The organism is Pedobacter paludis (assembly GCF_003173575.1).
Lineage (GTDB): Bacteria > Bacteroidota > Bacteroidia > Sphingobacteriales > Sphingobacteriaceae > Pedobacter > Pedobacter paludis.
Window position 1 is genome coordinate 341,004 of sequence record NZ_QGNY01000004.1, and the last position, 23,066, is coordinate 364,069.

Here is a 23,066-nt window from a genome sequence, read left to right on the forward strand (position 1 = left end):
GCGAACTTAAGGTGTTCGTTAACCTTCTCTTTCTTGTAGAGTTTTAACAATTCCTGCAATTTTACCACCGCTTGATTTAAGCGCAGATATAACATTCTTAGCTGGTGATTGTAATAATCCAACGATATCGCCAATAAGCTCTTCTCTTGATTTCAAGCTTACTAAGTTATTCAATTGGTCATCGCCAACATATACTGATGAATCTATAAATGCTGCTTTAAGCAACGGTTTATCAGATGTTCTTCTCAAAGCTTTGATCAACTTAGCCGGAGCATTAGCTGTTTTTGAGAATAATAATGATGAAGAGCCTTTAAGGGCTTCGTATATCTCAGAAGCATCGCCATCTAAACCTTCAATCGCTTTGCGGATTAAAGAGTTTTTAGCAACCTTCATTACGATATCTCCTTCAAAACATTTGCGTCGGATATTATTAACCTGCTCAACAGAAAGGCTAGATGTATCTGCAATATAGAAATTGCCATACTCTTGCATTTGTCCTTGTAGTTCTAAAACTACTTCGTTTTTTTCTTCTCTGTTCATGATTAAATCCCCGCTACTGATTTAGTTTCGATTGCAATTCCAGGACTCATTGTAGAAGACACGTGAATGCTTTTAAAATAAGTTCCTTTTGCAGCAGAAGGTTTTAATTTAGAAATTACTTGAATAATTTCAAGTGCGTTTTCATAAATTTTATCTGCTGGGAATGATACTTTTCCTATCGAGGCGTGTATGATACCCGTTTTGTCTACTTTAAAATCAATTTTACCTGCTTTAACCTCAGTTACAGCTTTACCAACTTCGTTAGTTACTGTACCTGATTTTGGGTTAGGCATTAAGTTCCTTGGACCTAAAACACGGCCCAATTTACCCACCTTAGCCATACAAGCTGGAGTAGTGATAATAATGTCTACATCGGTCCAACCACCTTCAATTTTAGCCACATATTCGTCTAAACCTACGAAGTCTGCGCCAGCTGCTTTTGCTTCTTCTTCCTTATCAGGAGTTACTAAAGCTAAAACACGTACAGTTTTACCTGTTCCGTGTGGTAAAGTAGCAATACCACGAACCATTTGATTGGCTTTACGTGGATCTACACCTAAAGATACATCAATATCAACTGATGCATCGAATTTAGTGGTAGTGATTTCTTTTACCAAAGCAGCAGCAGCCTGTAAAGTATAAGCTTTACCAGCTTCTATTTTAGCATGTGCCTTTTTTTGATTTTTAGTTAATTTCGCCACTGTTGTAAACTGTTTTTTAATTAATTGTTCCAGGGTGCGTCACCAGAAACGGTGATTCCCATACTGCGTGCTGTACCGGCAACCATACTCATTGCAGATTCGATTGTAAATGCATTTAAATCAGGCATTTTATCTTCAGCAATAACTTTAATCTGGTCCCAGGTCACCGATCCAACTTTTTTACGGTTAGGCTCAGCAGAACCACTCTGTAATTTAGTAGCATCTTTTAATTGGATAGCTACAGGAGGGGTTTTGATGATGAAATCGAATGACTTATCAGCATAAACAGTAATTACAACTGGCAATACTTTACCTGCTTTATCTTGGGTACGAGCGTTGTACTGTTTGCAAAACTCCATGATGTTAACACCTTTAGCACCTAATGCAGGCCCTACTGGTGGCGATGGATTTGCAGCTCCGCCTTTGATCTGTAATTTGATCATTGCACTGACTTCTTTTGCCATTTTGTGTTTTTTGTTTATTTAAAACTCAATGTTAAATATTGGAAGCATGTAACATTTAATTCCAGACGGTTTTATACAAAACCAAAAGGACTGCAAAGATATGGATAATCTTGCAGTCCTACAATATATTTTGAAAATAAATTTCTTACTCTTTTTCTACTTGCATATAGTTAAGTTCTAGTGGTGTCTTACGACCAAAAATCTTAACCATTACTTTTAGTTTTTTCTTCTCTTCGTTAACCTCTTCGATTACACCAGAGAAACCGTTGAAAGGTCCATCCATAACTTTAATGCCCTCGCCAACATAATAAGGAACATTCATGGTTTCACCCTGTTCGCTCATTTCATCAACCACACCTAAAATACGGTTAACTTCTGCCTGGCGCATTGGAATTGGATTGCCTGCTTTATCACCCAAGAAACCAATAACACTATTTATTCCTTTAATGATGTGCTCTAATTCTCCATCTAATGATGCTTCGATTAAAACATAGCCAGGATAAAAGTTACGTTCTTTGGCAATTTTTTTACCATCTTTCATTTGATAGTATTTTTCCATCGGGATTAACACCTGTGGAACCAAATGAGAGAAACCTAAACGGCTGATCTCCGCATCAATATACTGTTTTACCTTCTTTTCTTTACCGCTAACAGCCCTTACAACATACCATTTTAGATCGCTCATCGGGAAATATTAATTAGAAAGTGATTTATAAAAAGTATCTAACACAAATGTAGATCCTTTATCCATTGCAAAAATAACAAGTGCAATTATTAAAGAAGCTACTAAAACAAGAATCGCAGAACTTTGCAGCTCGCCCCAAGTAGGCCATGTAACCTTATTGGTCATTTCATCGTATGATTCTTTTATAAACTCAACTACTTTAGCCATATCAAATTATTGAATGAGTGAATGAGTAAATGAGTGAACGATATAACTTTAAAGCTTAGCTTCAAATTCAATCATTCACTCATTCTAAAACTCAATCATTATGTTTAGCACGGGAACAAGGATTCGAACCCTGATCAAAGGTTTTGGAGACCTCTATTCTACCGTTGAACTATTCCCGTATAAAAAAGAGCTAGCCTAAACTAGCTCTTTTTGTATTATATTTAAGCTTAAAATTAAGCTAAGATTTCAGTTACCTGACCAGCACCTACTGTTCTACCACCCTCACGGATAGCGAAACGTAGACCTTTTTCCATTGCGATTGCGTTAATCAATTTTACTGTGATTGTAACGTTATCACCAGGCATTACCATTTCAGTTCCTTCAGCTAGTGAAATTTCACCAGTTACGTCTGTAGTACGGAAATAGAATTGTGGACGGTATTTGTTAAAGAATGGAGTGTGACGACCACCTTCTGCTTTTGATAATACATAGATCTCAGCTTTGAAATCTGTGTGAGGAGTTACCGAACCTGGTTTACAGATTACCATACCACGACGGATATCAGTTTTCTCAATACCACGTAACAATAAACCAACGTTATCACCAGCTTCACCGTAATCTAAAATTTTACGGAACATCTCAACACCAGTAACTGTAGATTTTAAGTTCTCAGCACCCATACCTAAGATTTCAACTGGATCTCCAGAGTTGATTACACCACGCTCAATACGACCAGTTGCTACAGTACCACGACCAGTGATCGAGAATACATCTTCAACAGGCATTAAGAATGGAAGATCAGTTAAACGTGGAGGAATTGGAATGTAGCTATCAACAGCATCCATTAATTCCATAATTTTTGCTACCCATTTAGCATCTCCGTTCAAACCACCTAAAGCAGAACCTTGAATAACAGGAATATCATCACCAGGGAAATCGTAGAACGATAATAATTCACGAACTTCCATTTCTACTAATTCTAATAATTCAGGATCATCAACCATATCCACTTTGTTCATGAATACAACCAACGAAGGTACACCAACCTGACGAGCTAACAAGATGTGCTCACGAGTTTGTGGCATTGGACCATCAGTAGCAGCAACAACGATAATAGCACCATCCATTTGAGCCGCACCTGTAACCATGTTTTTAACATAATCCGCGTGACCTGGACAATCTACGTGTGCGTAGTGACGGTTTGCAGTTGAATACTCAACGTGCGCAGTATTAATAGTAATACCTCTTTCTTTTTCCTCAGGAGCTGAGTCAATTGAATCGAATGAACGTGCCTCAGATAAACCTGCATCAGCTAAAACTTTTGTAATAGCTGCTGTTAAAGTTGTTTTACCGTGATCGACGTGACCGATTGTACCGATGTTTAAGTGCGGTTTACTACGGTCAAATTTTTCTTTTGCCATTTTATTTATAACTAATTAGTAGGTTAACTTTTTATTATTTTTATTTATTGTTTTATTGCAATGCAACACAAAAAACCTTGTCTACTCTGTAACTTAAACAGATTTAACAAAGCTTTATTATCCTGAGCCAACTATGGGAATTGAACCCATGACCTCTTCCTTACCAAGGAAGTGCTCTACCGCTGAGCTAAGTCGGCTTTTTAAAAGCTCATTAGTTCAATCATTCATTAGCTCATTCGTTTTTAACGAACTAGTGAACCAACTTATTAATGAACAATCCAAGAGCGGAAGACGAGGTTCGAACTCGCGACCTATAGCTTGGAAGGCTATCGCTCTACCAACTGAGCTACTTCCGCTTTTTCTTAATGATTGAATGAGTGAATTATGAAACGACGGAATGCAAACATCCTATCATTAAAACTAACCATTTGTACATTAAACTGTGGGGGGAGAAGGATTCGAACCTTCGAAATCTTGCGATAACAGAGTTACAGTCTGTCCCATTTGGCCGCTCTGGAATCCCCCCTACTTTTATTTCAAAATACCAACACTTTAAAATAAAAAGAGCCTCCTATCGGAATCGAACCAATGACCTACTGATTACAAGTCAGTTGCTCTACCAGCTGAGCTAAGGAGGCTTTAAATTTTCTGCAATGATACGAAAAATCTTCATTTTTCATATTATTAACGTGTTTTTTAAAACTATTATCTATTCACAGAACTAACCTTTTCTTCTTAGCTTAACACCGTTTCCGAAAGGGAATGCAAATCTACACAATTATATTTCACTTCAAAATAAATTTGAAAAAAAATTAGCGAACTTTTCAGTTCGCTAACCCAATATTTACTCAATAAAAGAATAGGTGCTTAATAATCAGTTGTTTCGCTTTCGCTTAAAATTGCTTTATGCTCACTTAATTTTGCACGGGTTTTATCTTTATGTTTTGTTATTTGCTTTCTTAACGATTCAATTGCCAAATCTGTGGCTTCTTCAAATGATTTACATTGTTCTTTAGCGAACAGCGTTCCGCCCGGTACAATGAGTTTTATCTCACTGATCTTATTGGCCTCGTCTTCTACGTTCTCTAATTTTAAATACACTTCACCACTAATAATCTGGTCAAAAAACTGATCAAGCTTGTTAGCCTTCTTCTGTATAAAATCTAACAACTTACTGTCTGCACTGAAGTGGATTGATTGAACTCCGATTTTCATTTTTCCTCCTTTTTTTATGCCTTTGGATGGGCTTGTTTATAAATTGTTTTTAATCTTTCGATCGAATTGTGTGTGTAAACCTGGGTGGCTGCTAAACTTGCGTGGCCTAAAAGTTCTTTAATTGCATTTAAATCTGCCCCTGCATTTAATAACGTTGTAGCATAACTATGACGCAAAACATGCGGGCTTTTTTTCTCATTTGTAGAAATATGGTTTAGGTACGAGGTTACTACCCGGTAAATCAATTTAGGATAAGCCGGTGCTCCTGTATTTGTAACGATTAATATTAACAAATTGTTATTAAAGTTTTGCAACTTTTTTAGTTCAAGATAGTTATTTATCTGATTGATAAGCTGTTTATTTACCGGGATAATTCTTTCCTTATTCCTTTTTCCCAAAACTTTAATTGTTCCAGAATATAAATCAACATCAAGCTCCTTTAACTGTAATAACTCGGTTAAACGCATACCCGTACCAAAGAGCAATTCTATTATTAAATGATCTCTAACAGAAGGAAAACTATTATCAAAATATTGTTCAGAATCTAAAAGATGATCCATTTTTTGCGCATCAATAAAAACCGGAAGGCGTTTTGGTATTTTAGGCGCTTTAATTAAAACTGTTGGGTTTTGATCTATCTTTTCTTCCCTTAATAAAAATTTATAAAAACTTCTTAAAGCAGATATTTTTCTATTGATGGTATTCTCTGATGTTTCCTTTTCCATCAAATCAACCATAAAGCTCCGAAGATGCGTATGCTTAATTTCTTGAAATTTGAGATCGAATGTAGTATTTATGTATTCCTCAAACTGATCTAAATCTATTTGATAAGAAGTGATGGTGTGCTGAGAATAGCGCTTCTCGTGAGTTAAATATGTAATAAAACTTTTTAGCAACATTCGGTATATTTTGCAAAGGCATTAATATGAAGTTACAAATTGTTTTGATATAAAGAAATCATTAATTAATTGTTTATTGTAAATTTTGAAAAGTAGCATAAAACAAAAAAGCCCTCAGAAAAAATCTGAAGGCTTTAATTATATATCTTGAACAACTTATACAGTTGGATCTTGATTCATGTTTTGAATATAAACAGCATGTTTAATTTCAGTACGACGAGCAACGGATTTTTTCTCGTATGCTTGGCGACTACGTAGTTCTCTCAATACACCAGTTTTTTCAAACTTTTTCTTGAAACGTTTTAGGGCTTTATCTAATGATTCGCCATCTTTAATGTTAATAATGATCATAACGCTGAAATACCTCCTCTCGTGGTTTTTTTTAATTCCCTTATTATCGGGGATGCAAATGTAAGTAAATTATTGAGAATGAGAAAGGTTTTTAAAAGAAATAATATATAGGCAAAAAACTAAAAGTTACTCTTATTCTTTAATACATAAAGTTGATAAATTTTTATTCAATCTCATCATGTTTTATTCTATTCTTTCCCTACATTTAATTTATAACATTATATTTTATGACAAAAGGTAAAAAAGTAATTTCCATCATCTCCGTAGTTCTTATATTAATTTTGGTTGGCCTGTGTTATTACCGATATTTCTTTGTTTTTGGTGAAGGGGTTAAGGCTGGAGAACTAAACTACGTTGTAAAGAAAGGTTATATATTTAAAACCTATGAGGGAAAATTAATTCAAAGTGGAATTAAATCTCGCCAAACCGGAACCTTGCAGAATAATGAATTTGAATTCTCTATTGCGAATAAGGATATAGCCGATAAAATGATGGCCAACAGTGGTAAGTTTTACGAGCTGCATTATAAAGAATACAAAAACACCTTGCCCTGGAGAGGTTTTAGTGTTTATGTTGTAGATAGCATTCTTACTTCGAAAGATATACCGCAATAAATTGAACGGGAGCATGATTGAATTTTAAATAATTTGGCACACAGCCATTCACTAATTCAATCATTCAAAATTTAATCCTTTAAAGGCTAGCCTTTTTTCTTTGGAACTTTTGCGCCTTCTTTTCTAGCTTCGGATAAACCAATAGCTATCGCTTGCTTTTTGGAGGTTACTTTTTTGCCTGATCCGCTTTTAAGTTTTCCCTCTTTCATTTCGTGTATGGTTTTTTCTACTTTGTCACCAGCTTTTTCTGAATACTTTGCCATAATATTAGTCATTGGTCATTGGTCATTGGTCATTGGTCATTGGTAAAAACACCTTTGGGTAAACGTTGGTTTTAAAATTTTTTGTTAAAAAAAATCCGGAGGTGGTTAAACACTCCGGATTACTCATAATATATTTGGTTTTAATAAGGTTGAAGGATGAAGGTTTAAGGTGTAAGGCTTAAGTATTACTTAAAACCACTACCTTTAAAGGCCTTCTACCTTGATAATATCTCTCTGGCAATTACAATCTTTTGTATTTCGGATGTCCCCTCGCCTATTGTGCATAATTTACTATCGCGATAAAACTTTTCTACCGGAAAGTCTTTCGTATAACCGTAGCCTCCAAATATCTGTACGGCTTCTGTCGCCACTTTAACCGAAACTTCCGAAGCAAAATATTTCGCCATTGCAGATTCTTTAGTCATTGGCAAATGCCTGTTCTTTAAATCTGCCGCCTGGCGGATTAATAATTCAGCGGCTTCAATTTCCGTAGCCATATCAGCCAGTTTAAAACTAATGGCCTGAAAGCTCGAAATTGGCTGACCAAATTGCTGGCGCTGCTTAGAATATGCAACCGCAGCATCAAAAGCACCTTTTGCAATTCCCAATGCTAATGCGGCAATTGAAATTCTTCCACCATCTAAAACTTTCATGGCCTGCTTAAAGCCCTCGCCAACATTACCCAATAAGTTGGCTTTTGGAACTCGGCAATTATCGAAAATCATTTCTGTAGTTTCTGATGCACGCATTCCCAATTTATTTTCTTTTTTCCCTGCAGAAAAACCTGGCGTTCCTCGTTCTACTACTATTGCTGATATCCCTTTCGAACTACCTTGTTCACCTGTTCTTACCATTACAACAGCTACATCTCCACTTTTTCCGTGGGTTATCCAGTTTTTTGCGCCATTAATAATATAATCATCGCCATCTTCAACAGCAGTGGTCATCATTCTTAAGGCATCAGAACCTGTATTTGCTTCTGTTAAACCCCAAGCACCTATCCATTCTGCTGTAGCCAATTTTGGCAACCATTTTTGTTTTTGTTCTTCAGTTGCGAAGGCCAAAATATGCCCTGTACATAAAGAATTATGCGCAGCCAATGATAAGCCAATCGAACCACAAACTCTTGCTACTTCTACAATTACATCAACATATTCCTGATAACCCAAACCCGAGCCACCATATTCTTCTGGAACCAATACGCCCATTAGACCCAACTCTCCCAATTGCTTGAACAATTCTACTGGGAAATATTGCGCTTCATCCCACTCCATTATATTTGGGCGAATGTTTTTCTCTGCAAAATCGCGGACCATGGCCTTTACACTCTGCTGAGTTTCTGTTTCTGAAAAATTAAAGCTTACGCTCATTAAGTTTATATTTTAAGCTAGTTGGTGCAATTATAAACAATTATTTTATAGTTAGTTACCATTAAATATTCGTGGAGTTATAGAATGAAATGGTATTTGGTTCAATTAGTTATTCGGTTAATTTGAAACCTTGAAATGATCCCTTTAAAGTTTTTTTATTTTTTTTTCCATTAAACAAGGAATCTCACGCCAGTCCAAACGAAAGAGAGGAACTTTATTAAAAAGAAATATACGGCGTAATTTTATCGATGGTCTGCTGGTTAAGAATTACTACCTTTTTTAAATCATTTGGGCCTGAATAATTACCATGTTGTTTTCTATATTGAATAATTGCATTAATCTGCTTATAAGATAAATAGGGATTAGATTTAAGATCATTAAAAACCGCGTTATTTATATTTACAGTTTTAAGCTTTATTGGACTTAAAGATACTTGATTTTTTATTTCCTCATACTTAACAGAATCGAGTCCATAAACTTCCAGCAACTGTTCCTTTTTGTAAAAACCACCCAAACGTTCGCGATACTTTAAAATTCGATTGGCAAATGCTCCACCAATACCCTTAATTTCATCCAATTGAGCAGAATCTGCGAGATTGATATCAACTATAACCAAGGCTTTCTTAACAAATTCTTTCTTCTCGTATTTAAAATCATTCTTCGAATAACTAGATTCCTGATTTTCAATATGAACATAAGGCAGTAACTTTTTATACATTTCTGGGGAGATTGTATACATTTTCTGTAAATCCTCAGCTTTGTAGAACTTGCCACCTTTGTTTCTATAGTTGACAATTGAATTTGCCTGTTTTACAGATAAACCTAAAGTTTGCCATCCCTCTGCATCAATTTTATTTGGATCGAAAGCAAAAAGCTTACCTGCTTTGCCTGGATTTGCTTCTTCAATCCGACCTTGGGTATAATGAAAATTATTTTGATCAGTTACTTCGATTTTTTGGATTTGAGCCAAAAGATTTGGTCCATCCTTTTCTACCGGTTTAAAATGCTCAAAAACAGCCGGAGTTGCCTTAAGGGCAATAATTATAACGATTAGGAAAAGTAGTCCGTTGAACTCGCCTTTACTAAAACCAAAATGTTTGTTAAGCCAAATTCTCAATGGTGCGATATGACATGTGTATTATAAATATAAATCTTATTTTTGGAATTGCGAAACTCAACGGGTTTAGCAAATCAACAACCTAACAATTATTTATATGAAAATCATTACGACCTCAGAATTTGCTAAGGCGACAAAGATTGATAAACTTGGTGTGCCTGGATTAGCAGGTTTGATGATGGAGCTGATGAAACTGAACGACATTAACGATGTTTTCTCTCAGAATCAGCATTTTAAAGGTTTAGAATTTGTAGATAAAATATTAGAAACGATTGGCGTTTCGATAGATTTTGATGAGGACGATTTAAATAGTATTCCAAAAACAGGTCCATTTATTGCAATTGCCAATCACCCTTATGGTGGTGTTGAAGGATTAGCTTTAGTGAAACTTCTGTGCACCGTTAGGCCAGATGCTAAGGTAATGGTGAATTTCATCCTGAAAAAAATACCTAATCTGGATGAATTTTTTGTTGCGGTAAATCCTTTCGAAAATGTTCAGCACTCATCTAGCATTAGTGGCTTAAAAATGACTTTCGATTTATTGAGAAGTGGAACACCAATCGGTATCTTCCCGGCAGGCGAGGTATCTACCTTTAAATTGGATGCACAGCAAGTTACCGATAGAATGTGGCACCCTGTTGTTGGAAAGCTAATCGCGAAAGCAAAAGTTCCGGTTGTACCCATTTATTTCCATGGTAATAACGGCGTTTTATTTAATATTTTGAGCTTTATTCACCCAACTTTACGTACGGCGAAGTTACCTTCAGAATTTTTAAATAAGCAGGGTCTTACGATAAAGATTAGAGTTGGGAAACCAATTTCTATTTCTGAGATTTCGCACATGAACAGCACCAATAAGTTAATGGACTTTTTGCGTGCGCGTACATATGCTTTGGGCGTTGGCTTGGATAAAGAAAAGAAACTTTTCAATCCCTTAAACTTATTCAAGATCAAGAAAAAACCAGCTGATATTATTGAGGAAACTTCTAGGGAATTGATTAAACAAGAAGTAGATACTTTAGAAGATTTTAAAGTTTGGACGGAGAAAAACTACGAAGTTTATATTGTGCCAACCCTAAAAATCCCAAATACATTAAGAGAAATAGGTCGTTTGCGTGAGATTACTTTCCGCGAGGTTGGTGAGGGCACGAATAAAAAAATCGATCTTGATAATTACGACATTTATTATAATCACTTATTTATTTGGGACAAGGATCTTGAAAATATTGTAGGCGCCTATCGTATTGGCAAGGGCGATGAGATTTTGGAAAGCATGGGTAGACGCGGTTTCTATCTTTCTGAACTTTTTAAAATGAAAGATCAGTTTTATCCGATGTTGAGACAGGGAATAGAACTTGGCCGATCGTGGATTAGAAAAGAGTATCAGGGTAAACCACTGCCGTTATTTTTACTATGGAAAGGGATTTTAAAGTATTTAATCGATAATCCACAATACCGTTATATGTTCGGGCCGGTAAGTATAAGCAACAATTTTTCTAAGTTTAGTAAGGCGTTGATTGTTGATTACATTACCAAAAACCATTTCGATTATGAAATGGCAAAATATGTAAAACCCAAAAATAAATTTAAGGCAGATCTTTTACCCATTTCTACTGATACTTTGGTAGATAGTAGTGAATCTTTTAAAGATTTGGACAGTATTATTGGCGATATTGAAAACTCTCACATTAAGATTCCTGTATTATTAAGACAATATATGAACCTAAATGCGAAAATCATTTCGTTTAACATCGATCCTAAATTTTCTGATTGCCTAGATGGTTTCTTGGTTGTGGATACACATAATATCCCACCAGAGATGTTAGAGAAACTCGGCAAGAACTTGTAATTCTTTAAAACAAAAAAACCCAGACATCCATCTGGGTTTTTTATTATCAACTAACCTAAACTTTATAAATACTAACCAAATATTTATACCGCAAAAGTAACTCTGCCCTGTTAAGTTGATATTAATGAAATGTTATTTTACGAAACTGATTAAAGCCAATTTACTTAACAATAAGTTGTAAGGAAATTACTTGCTTATTAACAATAATCTGTTATCTTTATATACTCTGTATGAGCTAAGACTAACATTTGATTTATGAGAATCGATTGTTTCCCACCCTTATATTTAGCTCAAATATTTAATCCCTTTACGCAGGTTGATTTTCAAAAAATCAATTTTTAATTGTAATTATGACGGTCATCTCTAAAGAAAATTTTTCTAAAGCCACAGGTATTTGTAATGTTCCTATTCCTGGTCTTGCTTCCTTTTTAATGAAGGTTTTAAAAATTAACGATTTTAACGGGATAATAAAAAATGCAAACGAATTAGAAGGTCAAGAATTTGCAACGCATTTGCTCGAAACCCTTGGGGTAAGAATCCAGTTAGATGAAAGGGATTTAGTTAATATTCCAAAAGAGGGATCTTTTATAGCAATTGCCAATCATCCCTATGGAGCCATAGAATCGCTAGCCTTGCTCAGCACTTTAGCTAAACATAGGCCAGATACCATGTTTATGGGTAATTTTTTATTAAAGAAAATACCAAACTTAGAAAAATGCATCATCGCGGTTAATCCTTTTGAAAAGGTTATAGATGCATCTAGCATAAGTGGGTTAAAAACAACGTTGAAGGCTTTAAAGGACGGAACTCCTGTAGCTATTTTTCCAGCCGGCGAGGTTTCCTCTTACAAAATAAAAACCAACCAAATTACCGATCGAGAATGGCATCCGGTAGTTGGCAAAATTATTTCGAAAGCCAATGTCCCTATCTTGCCTGTTTATTTTCATGGCAACAATGGCATATTTTTTAGCTTATTAAAATTGATTCATCCTTCTTTACAAACGGCCAAATTAATATCAGAGCTATTTAACAAAAAAGGTCATGTGCTGAAAATCAGAATTGGTGAACCCATTTTGATTAAGGATATTGACTGCCGAAATTGCAATGTTTCTATGTTGAAATTTCTAAGAACATCTTTGTATAGCTTGGCCAAAACAAAAAAAACGTTAATAAATTAGCATTGCCAATGTTAAATTAATATTAACAGAACGTTAATTTATTCACAGAAAGAAATTATTGGTTTTGTATTATTTATCGCTAAATTTATTTTAACCAAATATTTAGAGATGATGAGCAGGGTTCGCAAATATTTTCTACATACATTTTTTCTCGTGTGCATTACCGTGAGTTTTTTCACTGCGGATGCGCAGAACCATTCTTTTGATTTTTATAATGGAACCTTTAATTTCAATATAGATTCTTCTTCTATAATTTCTTCCCCCAAAATCGCTTCAGCAAATTCTGTAACTGCATTCTATAATCAAATTAGTTCGAGTAACTCAACTGCATTAATTGTCTCATTAAAGGATTATAGAAATAAGTACAATTTAAACGACTGGATTTATTATCAATTGATCAGAAAAACAGCCGAACAAATTAGTCCAAAGGCTGATAATTATTTTCGTTACACACTGTACAAATGGTATTTATTAAACAAATGCGGTTACGATGCAAGAATAGCCGTAGGTAACGAACAGATTATTTTTTATGTCCGCAATGATGAAGACATTAGCGACATTCCCTTTTTTATGGTTGATGGAAAAAAATATATGTGTTTAAACTATCACGATTATGGGAAACTATTTAAGCAGTCAGATACTTACAAACCCATTAATATTTTTTTTCCAGAAGGGCAAAATCAGTTTTCGTATAAAGTAACTAGAATGCCCGATTTTAAACCAGATTCTTATGAAGAAAGAGATGTAGAGTTTAGCTACCGCCAGAAGGTCTATCATTTTAAATTGAAGGTAAACGAAAACGTGAAAACGATATTTCAGAATTATCCAGTAGTTGATTTTGAAACTTACTTTAACATTCCTTTAAGCAGGGAAACCTATAGTTCTCTAATCCCTCTTTTAAAGAATAATTTAAAAGGAATGGATCAGAAAAAAGGAGTTGATTATCTGATGAGATTTACTCGTTATGCTTTTCTCTATGAAAACGATGAACAGAATTTTGGGAAGGAAAAACGTTTATCGCCTGAGCAAACTTTATTAAATAAGTATAGTGACTGCGATGATAGAGCCGGTTTATTTTTCTTTTTAGTAAAGGAAATTTATAATCTGCCGATGATTGCATTACTTTACCCTTCACACTTAACCATGGCGGTTCAGTTTGAGAAACCCGTGGGCAACTACATTACTTACAACGGCAAAAAATATTCATTCTGCGAGCCTACTCCGCAAGCTGAAGATTTAAAAATTGGGGAAGTTTCTACAAGACTTAAAAACATTAAATACGAAATTGTATACGCATACGAGCCTGCTAAAAGGTAAGTGTGACGGTTTTTTATCCCCAAAAACCATGTTAATTTAATGTTACCAAAGTGTTATCTTATCAATAACAGACACAAGCATAGTGGATAGGAAGTATATTTAACTACTAAATTGAAATCATTTAAACGATCCTTATGTCTATTATTATTTATACCATCCTAAAAGAATATTTTGTAGAGATACATAATCACCCAGTTAAAGCTAGAATTATGTCACCAGTTTCTGACGAAAATGTTTTTGTTTTCCAAACCAGTTTATATTATAAAAGCAAAAGTCATTTAGATGCAAATCAGCCAGCATCAAGCTTTACATCATTTGCAAATGCAGAACGACACTTATTACAGTATTTGGAAGAATTTCAAAACACTTTGGATTTAGGAGGCGAAATTGCTCAAGGCTCTACCTTTTAGAGATTTTCTTTGTCGTCTTTTTCCGCTTCAGGCTCTGATTCGATTAAATCCTGTTCGAATTTCTTTTCATCTTTTTTATTTCTGAAGATAATGAAAATAATTAGTGCTAAAACAATTGCAACAACGATAGCTACGATTACATAATTTATGCTCGTAATTTCAGTTATTAAAAATCAGACTTTTTTAAATTTACCTTAAATATTCTATATGTTAACAACGCAGAAACTTGTTAACACAATCATAATATGGATTTAATTTTGCGATAACATATCTTTGGGCACACAAAAGGTATATGAAAAAAAATAAGTCTAAATTAAAAAGCCAATCGGCAGATAAAAAGAAGAAAAAAGAGCTGGAATTAAGTTTAGCAGAAAAAATTAGAGAGGCAATTGCTCAGCTTGGAAAGGTTAAAAAGGGGGATAAAGCAATAGAGCGATTCTCAAAAAAAATAATCAAAAAGCTTGCTCTTAAAACCGAAAAAGATTTTACTCCAGTAGTTGAAGAAAAAACTGCTCCGGTAAAAACGCCAGCAAAAGCTGCTAAACCCGCGGTTGTTAAAAAGCCAAAAACTGAGGCAGAAACTAAATAACCAAAAGTTTATTGTTGTTGAACTTGTAGGTGTTCCCAGAAACACAAGTAAAAATCTATTATACGCAAAGAGCCAGAAATAAATTTCTGGCTCTTTGTTTTATATTATTTAGCTAAATTATTTTACCGCTCCAGGCGTAGTGTAAGCTAAAGCTTGTGCATCAGATTCTGCCCATCCAGAAGCCCAGTTATCAGTACCGAAAGCACCTTTATAAGCTACTTGTGTAAAGAAAGCACCAGATACTTTTGCATTTGTAAAAGCAGCACCTGTTGCAGCCAATGAACCTGTTGCTAAAGTAAAGTTAGCAGTTCCTAAAGTTGGTAGTGGAGTTGCTGTTGCACTTCCAAAATCAGTTGTATATAAATAAGGACCAGTGAACAATGCATTTGCGAAACTACCTTGGGTAAATATGTTATCTACACGTAATTTAGCTTCGATAGTTGCAGCTGCTGCAGCGTTACTAACAATTACCTCAGTAGTTTTTGTACCGTAAATTAAGTTGTTTGCAATTACCATGTTGCCTGCACTAAAGTTTGCAGAAGTAGAACCAGCCGTTACAACTTTAGTATCGTCGATGTATAATCCGATAGGGAAACCAGAGATTACTGAGTTTAAAATACTAATCGAAGAGTTACGGCGAATTTGTGCACCGTGATAATAGTTTGCATTATAAGCACCACCAGCTGCTCTTATTGGGCCTAATATGGTTACGTTAGAAAAAACAGCAGATGTTTTAGGGGTTTGATCTGTTCCTGTTGCGTTGTTATCAGATTCGAAACCGTTAGATTGTGATTGATCGGCAACTGTTGAAACACGTTGTGCCAAAGCAAACTGTACGTTTCCTGAGTATCCGAAATCTGTATCGAAATCATCATCCCAAGTACCAATAGCCAACAGGTGTTTTGCATTTACAGTACCACCAAACCATTCAAAGGCATCATCACCTGAGCGATAAACCTGAATATAATCTAAAGTTGTACCGTTACCAACTCCACCCATTGTTAATCCGTTAATTTCGTTATCTACCGAATAAGCAATACCAGCAAATTCGATACGTACATATTTCATTGTACCAGAATTATCTGCCGCATCTGTACCACCATAGTAGATATATGCTTTTTCATCTTTACCGGTTGGCTGTACCAAACCGCCTTCAATTTTAACATCATTTCCTTGGTTAACCGGCGCTTTACCCAAAAGGATTACACCACCCCAATCTCCCTGGCTTCTTGCACCTGCAGCTAAAGCCGAAGTAAATACAATTGGCTTATCTGCAGTACCTGTTGCATTAATTTTCGATCCGCGGGTTACAACCAACGTACCTTTGGTTGCCTTATCTCCTTTTATAATTGTACCAGCTTCTATGGTTAAAGTTGCACCGTTACTTACAAATACAAATCCTTTTAACAAATAGATTTTGCTTGCAGACCAAGTTGTATTTGCCGAAATTTCTCCTGAAACTTCTACAACATTCGAAGTTGAGCCTCCACCCGGAACTTCTGTTGAAGGACCTTCAACAATTACGTTCTTTTTACAAGAGGTTGCAAATAAAACTACTGATAATGCAAGTAGTAAAAATTGGTTTTTCATTTTTTCAGTTTTTAATATTTTGTTATTTTTTACAAAGAGATACTTTTAGTTTTTCTTTAGGATTAACCTGTGATTAACTTATTGTTAAAGACTAAAATGTGTAATTAAATGATAAAGAAATGTTTGTTCCTGGTTTGTACGACATCATGGTTTCGTCTCCGCCATTAAGTACACTGCCATCATATTTTTTATTGCCGTTATAGTCGAAATAAATAATGCTTCTCTGGTTTAAAATATCACCCGCATTTAATTTTAATTCGCCTTTTGATTTAAGGACTTTATAACTTACCTGGAAATCCAGTACATCTCTTGGGTTTTCCCAAGTGCTTGGGAAGTTGATCCCGCTTGCCTGAATAATTCTTCTTCCGATTTTGTTGTAAAGTATGTTGAAGTTTAACTTATTATCCAAAGCACTGTGCTGCAAACCTGCATTAATTACATATGGTGACTGGCCGACCATTGGGCGGGTTTTATCGATATAATTCTGATCGGTTGGGTTGGTAACTTTAGATTTTATTAATGAAAGGTTAAAATAAGCGGTTGTATTTTTAAGGAAATTGCTTTCGCCTAAAAAGTTTAGGTTTTTTCTGGCTTCTAACTCTAAACCATAAGTATAGGCTTTTGGTGTGTTGAAGAAAGATACGTCTGGTGTAGAAAGTACATCGTAACGATAAGATTCTATCGCATCGGTAAAGTGCTTGTAAAATCCTGAAATCGAAAACAATTGACCTGCTTCTGGATAAAGTTCGTATCTAATATCCGCGTTATCAATTAAAGATCTTTTTAAGTTGGGATTACCTGCAATATTACCCAATGATTCGTAATCGTAATATGAAGATAGTGATAATTCTCTAAACTCTGGTCTTGCCACAGTTCGGTAATAAGATGCACGAAGATTTGCCTTTTTGGTTAGGCTATAGGTTAAGTTTATCGATGGAAGAAAATCCAGTTTGGTATCGTCAACATAATTTTTAGTTGCGCTCATTACTTTAACATTGTAATTTTCTGCTCTTACACCATAAACGGCTCTGAAGTTTTCACCGAATTTTTGATCAAGCATTAAATAACCGTAATTGGTAAATGAATTTGCTTTATAGCTATCTAAATCTCCGCCAACCTCTACCAATTTGTAAACGCCAGATTCTATTAAGGAAGTTGAGAATATCTGATCAAGAGGCAATGATCTGATTGCTGTCTGTAGATCTGGGTTATTTGTTTCTAATTGTGCTCCAAGGAAACGTGCATCGAAAGTTCTTTCGCGATATTGTGAACCTAAACCTAATTTCATAGTGGTTGAGGCGTCAAATAATTTGAAAGGCGTGCTGTAGTTTACATCACCAGCATAAACATTCTCGCTCAAATCAGAAAACAATCTTGTATTTTCTTTACCCAACGAAGTAATGTTTGCCTGATATGGTGTAGATGGATCGTTAAGCGGTTTAGTGTAGTTAATTTTTAATTGGTTGGGCTGATTGTTGCCAATGTTGCTATAAGAAGCAGTCCATTTTAATTTGTTATTGCCCTCTCCAATTTGATGATCTCCTTCTAAAGTTGTTTTGAAAAGCGATTTCTGCATTACATCTAAAGCGTAAAACTTGTTTAGTGAGTTTCCATCTCTTATACCTGTACGTTCGGTATAGTTATCATCGTAGTTTTTATTGTAGATGTTTTTGAAACTGATTTTATTTTTACCGAAACTATAGGCAAAGTTTGCTAGGGCACCTACGTTTGTAGAGAACTTGTATTGATTATCGTTATAGTTATAGATGTAAAAATTACGCTCTACATCCTGAAAAAAGGTCTGTGCATTTCTGTAAGTACCAGAAATTAAGGCTCCAAACTTGTTTCCATTTTCAAAGTGCTTAACCCTGCCCAAACTGAACTGATAATTTTGGGTTGGTAATGCATTATTATTTTTTATAGTGTAATCTGTAGGCAATGATTTTAACGCAGCAATATTTTTTGCATTTGAAATTGTACCCGCAGCAACAGCAGCACTACTTGGAAAATTCTCAGCCAACTGTTTTGCGCCATCTTCGTATCCTAAATAAGCAAGTGCGTTTTTCTTTGTACCTAAAAAATCTTTAAAAGTAGATTGAGTGTTGTAACCGTAACCAACACCAAAAGAGATAAAGTTTTGATCCGGAATGTCTTTAGTTACAATCTGAACAGCACCTCCCGCAAAATCTGCAGGCAAATCTGGCGTAGCTGTTTTGCTAATGGTTATCTTATCAACCAAATTTGAAGGAACAATATCAAAAGAGAAAGCTCTTTTATTTGCTTCTGTACTGGGTAAGGTTGAGTTATCTAAGGTTGCGGTATTGTAGCGATCACTCAAACCACGTACGATAACAAATTTATTATCCTGAATGGTTGCACCACTTACTCTTTTTAATACATCAGAAGTATTTCTATCTGGAGATTTTTTGATTTGATCACTTGAAATACCATCAGATATTAAAGCACTGTTTTTTTGCTGAGCATAAAGCGAATTAACAGATTCTTGCTTAAAGTTTGCCTTAACAACAACTTCCTGCAGATTCTGTCCGCCGGCCTCATTAAGAATAACATTTAAATTGGTAACCGCAGGCGATTTAACCTCAACATCTGATACTTCTTTTGTTTGATACCCTACGTAAGAAAATTCAAGGGTGTATTTTCCGCTAGCCATAGCTTGAAGAACATACTTTCCATCAACATCAGTAGAAACACCTTTGGTTGTACCTTTAATTTTTACGGTTACACCAATTAAGGTTTCTCCAGTTTTTTTATCGGAAATGGTTCCAGAAATTTTACCTGTTTGAGCGTAGGCTGCGATACTTAGAAATAGAGCAAACACAGTTACTGTTGCTCTTTTAAAGATTGTGATTGATTTCAATTTGCCTGTATTTAATTTTAGGCAAAGCTATTACCACAATGTTAGCTGTATGTTAGATGTTAATTAAGTTTTGTTTAGCTAAAGGTTAATTTAGTGTTACCATAGCTCGGATTAATATTTTATACCCGCTTTCTTGCAGATGAAGTGCAATAACCAGATTGGGCCTATTAACAAGAATTTAACATCATCTAAAAATGATGGTTTTTTACCCTCAATTTTATGACCGATAAATTGCCCAATCCAAGCCAATACAAAAATAATTAAGGAAACCTGCCACAATGCTGGCCCGCCAACTTTTTCCCAAGATTCGATTGATACAATTCCCCAGCTCATTAAAAAAACGAGTAATAACATCATGTAAGATAATACCGGAGAAAGACGGTAATAATAATAAATAGAAAATGCGATAAGAAAGGAAGCCCAATTTACATAGCCATTGTATCTACCCAAGAAACCCATATGAGGAAAAGGAATAGACCAAACTAAGCCCAATAAGCTAAAAATAATCAACGGAACACAGATCCAATGGATAACTTCATTGGTTTGGTTGTTATGGCTTTCCTGGTATTTATCAAAATAAACATCAACAGGACGTTGGGTTTCAGTTTTCATTTTTTGCTTGCTCATCTACTGTAAAAATAAAAAAAAGCACCCGATATTCATTGTTTTAATTTTTGTAATTGTGGTGGTTCTAGTTTCGGTAAGTGGAGACACGAACCGAGGCGCATGATGGAGACACGAACCAAGTTGTGAAGCACCTGCACTTCAGTTTAGAAATGGTCGTATTAAAAAATCTGCGGAGATCACATAAATCTGCGGGAAACAAAAAAAGCGATGGAATAGCCATCGCTTTTTTTATCTAAATCGTCATGCTGAATTTAATTTAGCATCTCTTTAGTAAGACTCTGAAAAAAGTTCAGCGTGACGAAAAACTTACTTCGCAAATGCTACCGAACGGGTTTCTCTAATTACGGTAACCTTAATTTGCCCCGGATAAGTCATTTCAGTTTGGATACGGGTTGAAATATCTGCCGCCAATAATTCTGCCTGAGCATCCGTAATTCGTTCACTTTCTACAATTACACGTAATTCTCTACCAGCTTGTATAGCAAATGTTTTTTCAACACCAGGATAAGAAAGCGCTAACTCTTCCAAATCTTTTAAGCGTTTGATATAACTTTCTACAACCTCACGACGAGCACCCGGACGAGCACCTGAAATTGCATCACAAGCTTGAATAATAGGAGAAATCATCGATGTCATTTCGATTTCATCGTGGTGAGCTCCAATTGCATTGCAAATTTCTGGATGTTCTTTATATTTTTCGGCCAACTGCATTCCTAAAATTGCGTGTGGCAATTCTGGATTATCATCAGGAACCTTACCTATATCATGTAATAAACCGGCACGTTTAGCCATCTTTGCGTTTAAGCCTAATTCTGCAGCCATTGTAGCACAGAAATTGGCCACTTCGCGTGAGTGATGTAAAAGGTTTTGTCCGTAAGACGAACGATAACGCATACGACCAACCATACGGATCAGTTCTGGATGTAAACCATGAATTCCTAAATCGATAACTGTACGTTCTCCAATTTCTACAATCTCATCTTCGATTTGCTTTTTCGTTTTAGCCACAATCTCTTCAATACGAGCGGGATGAATACGTCCATCTGTTACCAAACGGTGTAATGCCAAACGGGCAATTTCTCTTCTTACAGGATCGAAACCAGAAAGTATAATGGCCTCTGGAGTATCGTCAACAATAATTTCAATTCCGGTTGCGGCTTCTAAAGCACGAATATTTCTACCTTCCCTACCAATTACACGCCCTTTAATTTCGTCACTTTCGATATGAAATATAGATACGGAGTTTTCAATAGCAGCTTCGGTAGCCGTACGTTGAATGGTTTGTATTACAACTTTCTTAGCTTCTTTACTTGCGGTTAATTTTGCTTCGTCTACAATATCCTTAATCTGGATCATTGCCTGTGTACGTGCAACTTCTTTTAAGTTTTCTACCAATTGGTTTTTAGCTTCTTCGGCAGATAAACCTGCAATGGTTTCGAGCTGAGTTAAGTGCTGATTTTTAAGAACTTCTACTTCTTCCTGCTTTTTAACAGCAATTTCAGTTTGCTTTTCTAAAAGCGCTTTTTGCTTATCAAGTTCTTGCTCTTTTTTATTAAAGTTTTCCATGCGCTGGTTAACAGATTGTTCTTTCTGTTTCATCGTATTTTCACGCTGGTTGATGTTGTTGTTTTTAGCATTAACTTCTTGTTCATGCTCGGCTTTCATCTGCAAAAATTTCTCTTTTGCCTCCAAAAGTTTATTCTTTTTTAAGATTTCAGCATTGTTTTCTGCATCTTTTAAAATCTTCTTCACCTTGTTTTGAGCAGCAATTTCTTGTTGCTTTAGCAAGTTACGCAGGAGGAATCTTCCCACCACTACTCCGATAGCTAAACCTGCTATTACGGCAAATACGTATCCTAATATTTCAACTATTTCCATTTTGTTTTTTAAGTAAAAAAAAACCGCAACTAATTTTTTTAAGTCTCATCCATTTTAAACCTCAACTAAGCATAATTAGGGTTTAAGCCATTTTCAGGTGCCATAGCAGATGAAATACGCCCTCTTAACCCTATAGATATTGAAGTGTTAAGTTTATAAAATTTGAAACTCAAAAAACTAGCTGCGGCTATATTTTTGTGCTAATGTCATATTGTCTTCATTATAATTAAGCGAGAGAAATTCATCCAGCGCACATATTAATTAGACAAAAAATATAAAGAACGTACCTTATTTTACAAAGAAATCGTTTAATAAAACATCCAATTCTTCAACTTTATCAGCAACGGCAGAATCTTGATTTTGCACTTTATTTTCTGTTCTTAATACGGCTGTTGCATAGTGCAATACTGCCATAGAAAGTAGATCCTGTTTGTCTCTAACCGCATAATTTTCTTGGTAGTCTTTTATGCGCTCATTGATCATTTTTGCTGCCCGTCTCACAATCTCTTCCTCTTCCATATTAACCTTTAATGGGTAAATACGGTCGGAAATGGTTATTTTAATCGAGATTTCTCCCATTTGTTAGCTTAGTTTCTGATTCTTTTGCATTCCTTATTTCTTAAGCATTGCAATACTTTTATCAATCTCCCGCACAAAATCGTTAATTTTTTGTTTAATGTCAAGAGACTTTTCACTCGTGCCTTCAATACTTTTAGCCAATTTTGTAACCCTTAGTTTTTCATCTAATTCTACATTTTTGCCTTTTGCGGTATCAAGTGCAACCTTTAACGATTGATTTTCAAGCTTTAATAAATCATTTTCTTCTTGTAAAGCATTACATAACTCAATTACTTGAGCCGTTTTTTGTATTACCTTATCTAATTGATCTGCAACAGAAGTCAT

At 35.2% G+C, this 23,066-nt stretch carries 24 protein-coding genes and 5 tRNA genes; 6 read left to right on the forward strand and 23 right to left on the reverse strand.

Annotated features, from left to right (window positions below; translation table 11 throughout):
* Positions 1–18 precede the first annotated feature (18 nt).
* From rplJ to rpsU, 14 genes are all read right to left on the reverse strand, one after another.
* Entirely contained in the window at positions 19–540 is a 522-nt protein-coding gene (rplJ, locus tag DF947_RS12820) for a 50S ribosomal protein L10 (protein ID WP_109930380.1), read from the reverse strand.
* A gap of 2 nt (positions 541–542) precedes the next feature.
* Complete coding sequence (rplA, locus tag DF947_RS12825; RefSeq protein ID WP_109930382.1) at positions 543–1,241, reverse strand: 50S ribosomal protein L1; 699 nt, start codon at positions 1,239–1,241, stop codon at positions 543–545.
* Between the two features lie 20 nt (positions 1,242–1,261).
* Positions 1,262–1,705 carry a 50S ribosomal protein L11 gene (gene rplK, locus DF947_RS12830; RefSeq protein ID WP_010601094.1) on the reverse strand — a complete coding sequence of 148 codons (444 nt, stop codon included), beginning with the start codon at positions 1,703–1,705 and terminating at the stop codon, positions 1,262–1,264.
* Positions 1,706–1,850: 145 nt separating this feature from the next.
* The gene (gene nusG, locus DF947_RS12835) at positions 1,851–2,390 is read right to left on the reverse strand and encodes a transcription termination/antitermination protein NusG (protein WP_109930383.1); all 540 of its coding nucleotides are present in this window, start codon (positions 2,388–2,390) and stop codon (positions 1,851–1,853) included.
* A gap of 9 nt (positions 2,391–2,399) precedes the next feature.
* Positions 2,400–2,597, reverse strand: coding sequence for a preprotein translocase subunit SecE (secE, locus tag DF947_RS12840; protein WP_025143264.1), 198 nt, complete (start codon positions 2,595–2,597; stop codon positions 2,400–2,402).
* 108 nt (positions 2,598–2,705) lie between these two features.
* A tRNA-Trp gene (locus DF947_RS12845) sits at positions 2,706–2,776 on the reverse strand.
* Positions 2,777–2,830: 54 nt separating this feature from the next.
* Positions 2,831–4,018: an elongation factor Tu gene (tuf, locus tag DF947_RS12850; protein WP_025143265.1), complete on the reverse strand. Its 1,188-nt coding sequence runs from the start codon at positions 4,016–4,018 to the stop codon at positions 2,831–2,833.
* Positions 4,019–4,143: 125 nt separating this feature from the next.
* Positions 4,144–4,215 (reverse strand) — tRNA-Thr (locus DF947_RS12855).
* Between the two features lie 86 nt (positions 4,216–4,301).
* A tRNA-Gly gene (locus DF947_RS12860) sits at positions 4,302–4,374 on the reverse strand.
* 87 nt (positions 4,375–4,461) lie between these two features.
* Positions 4,462–4,544 (reverse strand) — tRNA-Tyr (locus tag DF947_RS12865).
* A 39-nt stretch (positions 4,545–4,583) separates the two neighbouring features.
* Positions 4,584–4,656 (reverse strand) — tRNA-Thr (locus tag DF947_RS12870).
* Between the two features lie 229 nt (positions 4,657–4,885).
* Positions 4,886–5,233 (reverse strand): ribosome hibernation-promoting factor, HPF/YfiA family, encoded by a 348-nt coding sequence (hpf, locus tag DF947_RS12875; RefSeq protein ID WP_109930385.1) that lies wholly within the window; start codon positions 5,231–5,233, stop codon positions 4,886–4,888.
* Positions 5,234–5,247: 14 nt separating this feature from the next.
* Positions 5,248–6,132, reverse strand: coding sequence for a tyrosine-type recombinase/integrase (locus DF947_RS12880; RefSeq protein WP_109930387.1), 885 nt, complete (start codon positions 6,130–6,132; stop codon positions 5,248–5,250).
* A 156-nt stretch (positions 6,133–6,288) separates the two neighbouring features.
* Positions 6,289–6,483: a 30S ribosomal protein S21 gene (gene rpsU / locus DF947_RS12885; protein ID WP_109927127.1), complete on the reverse strand. Its 195-nt coding sequence runs from the start codon at positions 6,481–6,483 to the stop codon at positions 6,289–6,291.
* Between the two features lie 227 nt (positions 6,484–6,710).
* Between rpsU and DF947_RS12890 the strand changes: the two genes are divergently transcribed.
* Positions 6,711–7,097 carry a hypothetical protein gene (locus DF947_RS12890; protein WP_109930389.1) on the forward strand — a complete coding sequence of 129 codons (387 nt, stop codon included), beginning with the start codon at positions 6,711–6,713 and terminating at the stop codon, positions 7,095–7,097.
* Positions 7,098–7,183: 86 nt separating this feature from the next.
* On the opposite strand, the gene DF947_RS22380 is transcribed toward DF947_RS12890, so the two are convergent.
* The 3 genes from DF947_RS22380 to DF947_RS12905 all read right to left on the reverse strand — a co-directional run bounded on the left by DF947_RS22380 (position 7,184) and on the right by DF947_RS12905 (position 9,847).
* Positions 7,184–7,360 (reverse strand): DUF6496 domain-containing protein, encoded by a 177-nt coding sequence (locus DF947_RS22380; protein WP_167398017.1) that lies wholly within the window; start codon positions 7,358–7,360, stop codon positions 7,184–7,186.
* 215 nt (positions 7,361–7,575) lie between these two features.
* Positions 7,576–8,730, reverse strand: a complete 1,155-nt coding sequence (locus DF947_RS12900; RefSeq protein ID WP_109930392.1) for an acyl-CoA dehydrogenase — start codon at positions 8,728–8,730, stop codon at positions 7,576–7,578.
* A 217-nt stretch (positions 8,731–8,947) separates the two neighbouring features.
* Positions 8,948–9,847, reverse strand: coding sequence for a ComEA family DNA-binding protein (locus tag DF947_RS12905; protein WP_109930394.1), 900 nt, complete (start codon positions 9,845–9,847; stop codon positions 8,948–8,950).
* Between the two features lie 97 nt (positions 9,848–9,944).
* Between DF947_RS12905 and DF947_RS12910 the strand changes: the two genes are divergently transcribed.
* From DF947_RS12910 to DF947_RS12930, 5 genes are all read left to right on the forward strand, one after another.
* Positions 9,945–11,696: a lysophospholipid acyltransferase family protein gene (locus tag DF947_RS12910; RefSeq protein WP_109930396.1), complete on the forward strand. Its 1,752-nt coding sequence runs from the start codon at positions 9,945–9,947 to the stop codon at positions 11,694–11,696.
* Positions 11,697–12,046: 350 nt separating this feature from the next.
* A complete protein-coding gene (locus tag DF947_RS12915; RefSeq protein ID WP_109930398.1) occupies positions 12,047–12,874 on the forward strand; it encodes a lysophospholipid acyltransferase family protein in 828 nt (275 codons plus the stop codon).
* A gap of 165 nt (positions 12,875–13,039) precedes the next feature.
* Positions 13,040–14,191, forward strand: coding sequence for a hypothetical protein (locus DF947_RS12920; RefSeq protein WP_240615375.1), 1,152 nt, complete (start codon positions 13,040–13,042; stop codon positions 14,189–14,191).
* Positions 14,192–14,325: 134 nt separating this feature from the next.
* Positions 14,326–14,601, forward strand: a complete 276-nt coding sequence (locus tag DF947_RS12925; RefSeq protein ID WP_146202912.1) for a hypothetical protein — start codon at positions 14,326–14,328, stop codon at positions 14,599–14,601.
* Positions 14,602–14,893: 292 nt separating this feature from the next.
* The gene (locus tag DF947_RS12930; protein WP_109930404.1) at positions 14,894–15,190 is read left to right on the forward strand and encodes a hypothetical protein; all 297 of its coding nucleotides are present in this window, start codon (positions 14,894–14,896) and stop codon (positions 15,188–15,190) included.
* A 117-nt stretch (positions 15,191–15,307) separates the two neighbouring features.
* Here DF947_RS12930 and DF947_RS12935 read toward each other — a convergent pair whose 3' ends face one another.
* The 6 genes from DF947_RS12935 to DF947_RS12960 form a co-directional block, all read right to left on the reverse strand.
* On the reverse strand, positions 15,308–16,780 hold the full coding sequence (locus DF947_RS12935; RefSeq protein ID WP_109930406.1) for a hypothetical protein: 1,473 nt from the start codon (positions 16,778–16,780) through the stop codon (positions 15,308–15,310).
* 91 nt (positions 16,781–16,871) lie between these two features.
* A complete protein-coding gene (locus tag DF947_RS12940) occupies positions 16,872–19,658 on the reverse strand; it encodes a TonB-dependent receptor (RefSeq protein ID WP_240615376.1) in 2,787 nt (928 codons plus the stop codon).
* Between the two features lie 111 nt (positions 19,659–19,769).
* Positions 19,770–20,270: an Mpo1 family 2-hydroxy fatty acid dioxygenase gene (locus tag DF947_RS12945; protein ID WP_240615377.1), complete on the reverse strand. Its 501-nt coding sequence runs from the start codon at positions 20,268–20,270 to the stop codon at positions 19,770–19,772.
* A 321-nt stretch (positions 20,271–20,591) separates the two neighbouring features.
* Positions 20,592–22,163, reverse strand: coding sequence for a ribonuclease Y (gene rny, locus DF947_RS12950; RefSeq protein ID WP_109930410.1), 1,572 nt, complete (start codon positions 22,161–22,163; stop codon positions 20,592–20,594).
* Between the two features lie 288 nt (positions 22,164–22,451).
* Complete coding sequence (locus DF947_RS12955; protein ID WP_109930412.1) at positions 22,452–22,742, reverse strand: cell division protein ZapA; 291 nt, start codon at positions 22,740–22,742, stop codon at positions 22,452–22,454.
* A 33-nt stretch (positions 22,743–22,775) separates the two neighbouring features.
* Positions 22,776–23,066 (reverse strand): hypothetical protein, encoded by a 291-nt coding sequence (locus DF947_RS12960; RefSeq protein WP_109930414.1) that lies wholly within the window; start codon positions 23,064–23,066, stop codon positions 22,776–22,778.

Excerpts from the sequence above, each read along its gene's own strand:
- DF947_RS12910 (WP_109930396.1), top strand. The coding sequence starts at position 9,945 with ATGAAAATCATTACGACCTCAGAATTTGCTAAGGCGACAAAGATTGAT.
- rplJ (WP_109930380.1), bottom strand. The coding sequence starts at position 540 with ATGAACAGAGAAGAAAAAAACGAAGTAGTTTTAGAACTACAAGGACAA.
- DF947_RS12955 (WP_109930412.1), bottom strand. The coding sequence starts at position 22,742 with ATGGGAGAAATCTCGATTAAAATAACCATTTCCGACCGTATTTACCCA.
- DF947_RS12935 (WP_109930406.1), bottom strand. The coding sequence starts at position 16,780 with ATGAAAAACCAATTTTTACTACTTGCATTATCAGTAGTTTTATTTGCA.
- nusG (WP_109930383.1), bottom strand. The coding sequence starts at position 2,390 with ATGAGCGATCTAAAATGGTATGTTGTAAGGGCTGTTAGCGGTAAAGAA.
- DF947_RS12930 (WP_109930404.1), top strand. The coding sequence starts at position 14,894 with ATGAAAAAAAATAAGTCTAAATTAAAAAGCCAATCGGCAGATAAAAAG.
- DF947_RS12945 (WP_240615377.1), bottom strand. The coding sequence starts at position 20,270 with ATGAAAACTGAAACCCAACGTCCTGTTGATGTTTATTTTGATAAATAC.
- hpf (WP_109930385.1), bottom strand. The coding sequence starts at position 5,233 with ATGAAAATCGGAGTTCAATCAATCCACTTCAGTGCAGACAGTAAGTTG.
- DF947_RS12925 (WP_146202912.1), top strand. The coding sequence starts at position 14,326 with ATGTCTATTATTATTTATACCATCCTAAAAGAATATTTTGTAGAGATA.
- secE (WP_025143264.1), bottom strand. The coding sequence starts at position 2,597 with ATGGCTAAAGTAGTTGAGTTTATAAAAGAATCATACGATGAAATGACC.
- rny (WP_109930410.1), bottom strand. The coding sequence starts at position 22,163 with ATGGAAATAGTTGAAATATTAGGATACGTATTTGCCGTAATAGCAGGT.
- rplK (WP_010601094.1), bottom strand. The coding sequence starts at position 1,705 with ATGGCAAAAGAAGTCAGTGCAATGATCAAATTACAGATCAAAGGCGGA.
- rpsU (WP_109927127.1), bottom strand. The coding sequence starts at position 6,483 with ATGATCATTATTAACATTAAAGATGGCGAATCATTAGATAAAGCCCTA.
- DF947_RS12880 (WP_109930387.1), bottom strand. The coding sequence starts at position 6,132 with ATGTTGCTAAAAAGTTTTATTACATATTTAACTCACGAGAAGCGCTAT.
- tuf (WP_025143265.1), bottom strand. The coding sequence starts at position 4,018 with ATGGCAAAAGAAAAATTTGACCGTAGTAAACCGCACTTAAACATCGGT.
- DF947_RS12890 (WP_109930389.1), top strand. The coding sequence starts at position 6,711 with ATGACAAAAGGTAAAAAAGTAATTTCCATCATCTCCGTAGTTCTTATA.
- DF947_RS12915 (WP_109930398.1), top strand. The coding sequence starts at position 12,047 with ATGACGGTCATCTCTAAAGAAAATTTTTCTAAAGCCACAGGTATTTGT.
- DF947_RS22380 (WP_167398017.1), bottom strand. The coding sequence starts at position 7,360 with ATGGCAAAGTATTCAGAAAAAGCTGGTGACAAAGTAGAAAAAACCATA.
- DF947_RS12960 (WP_109930414.1), bottom strand. The coding sequence starts at position 23,066 with ATGACTTCTGTTGCAGATCAATTAGATAAGGTAATACAAAAAACGGCT.
- DF947_RS12900 (WP_109930392.1), bottom strand. The coding sequence starts at position 8,730 with ATGAGCGTAAGCTTTAATTTTTCAGAAACAGAAACTCAGCAGAGTGTA.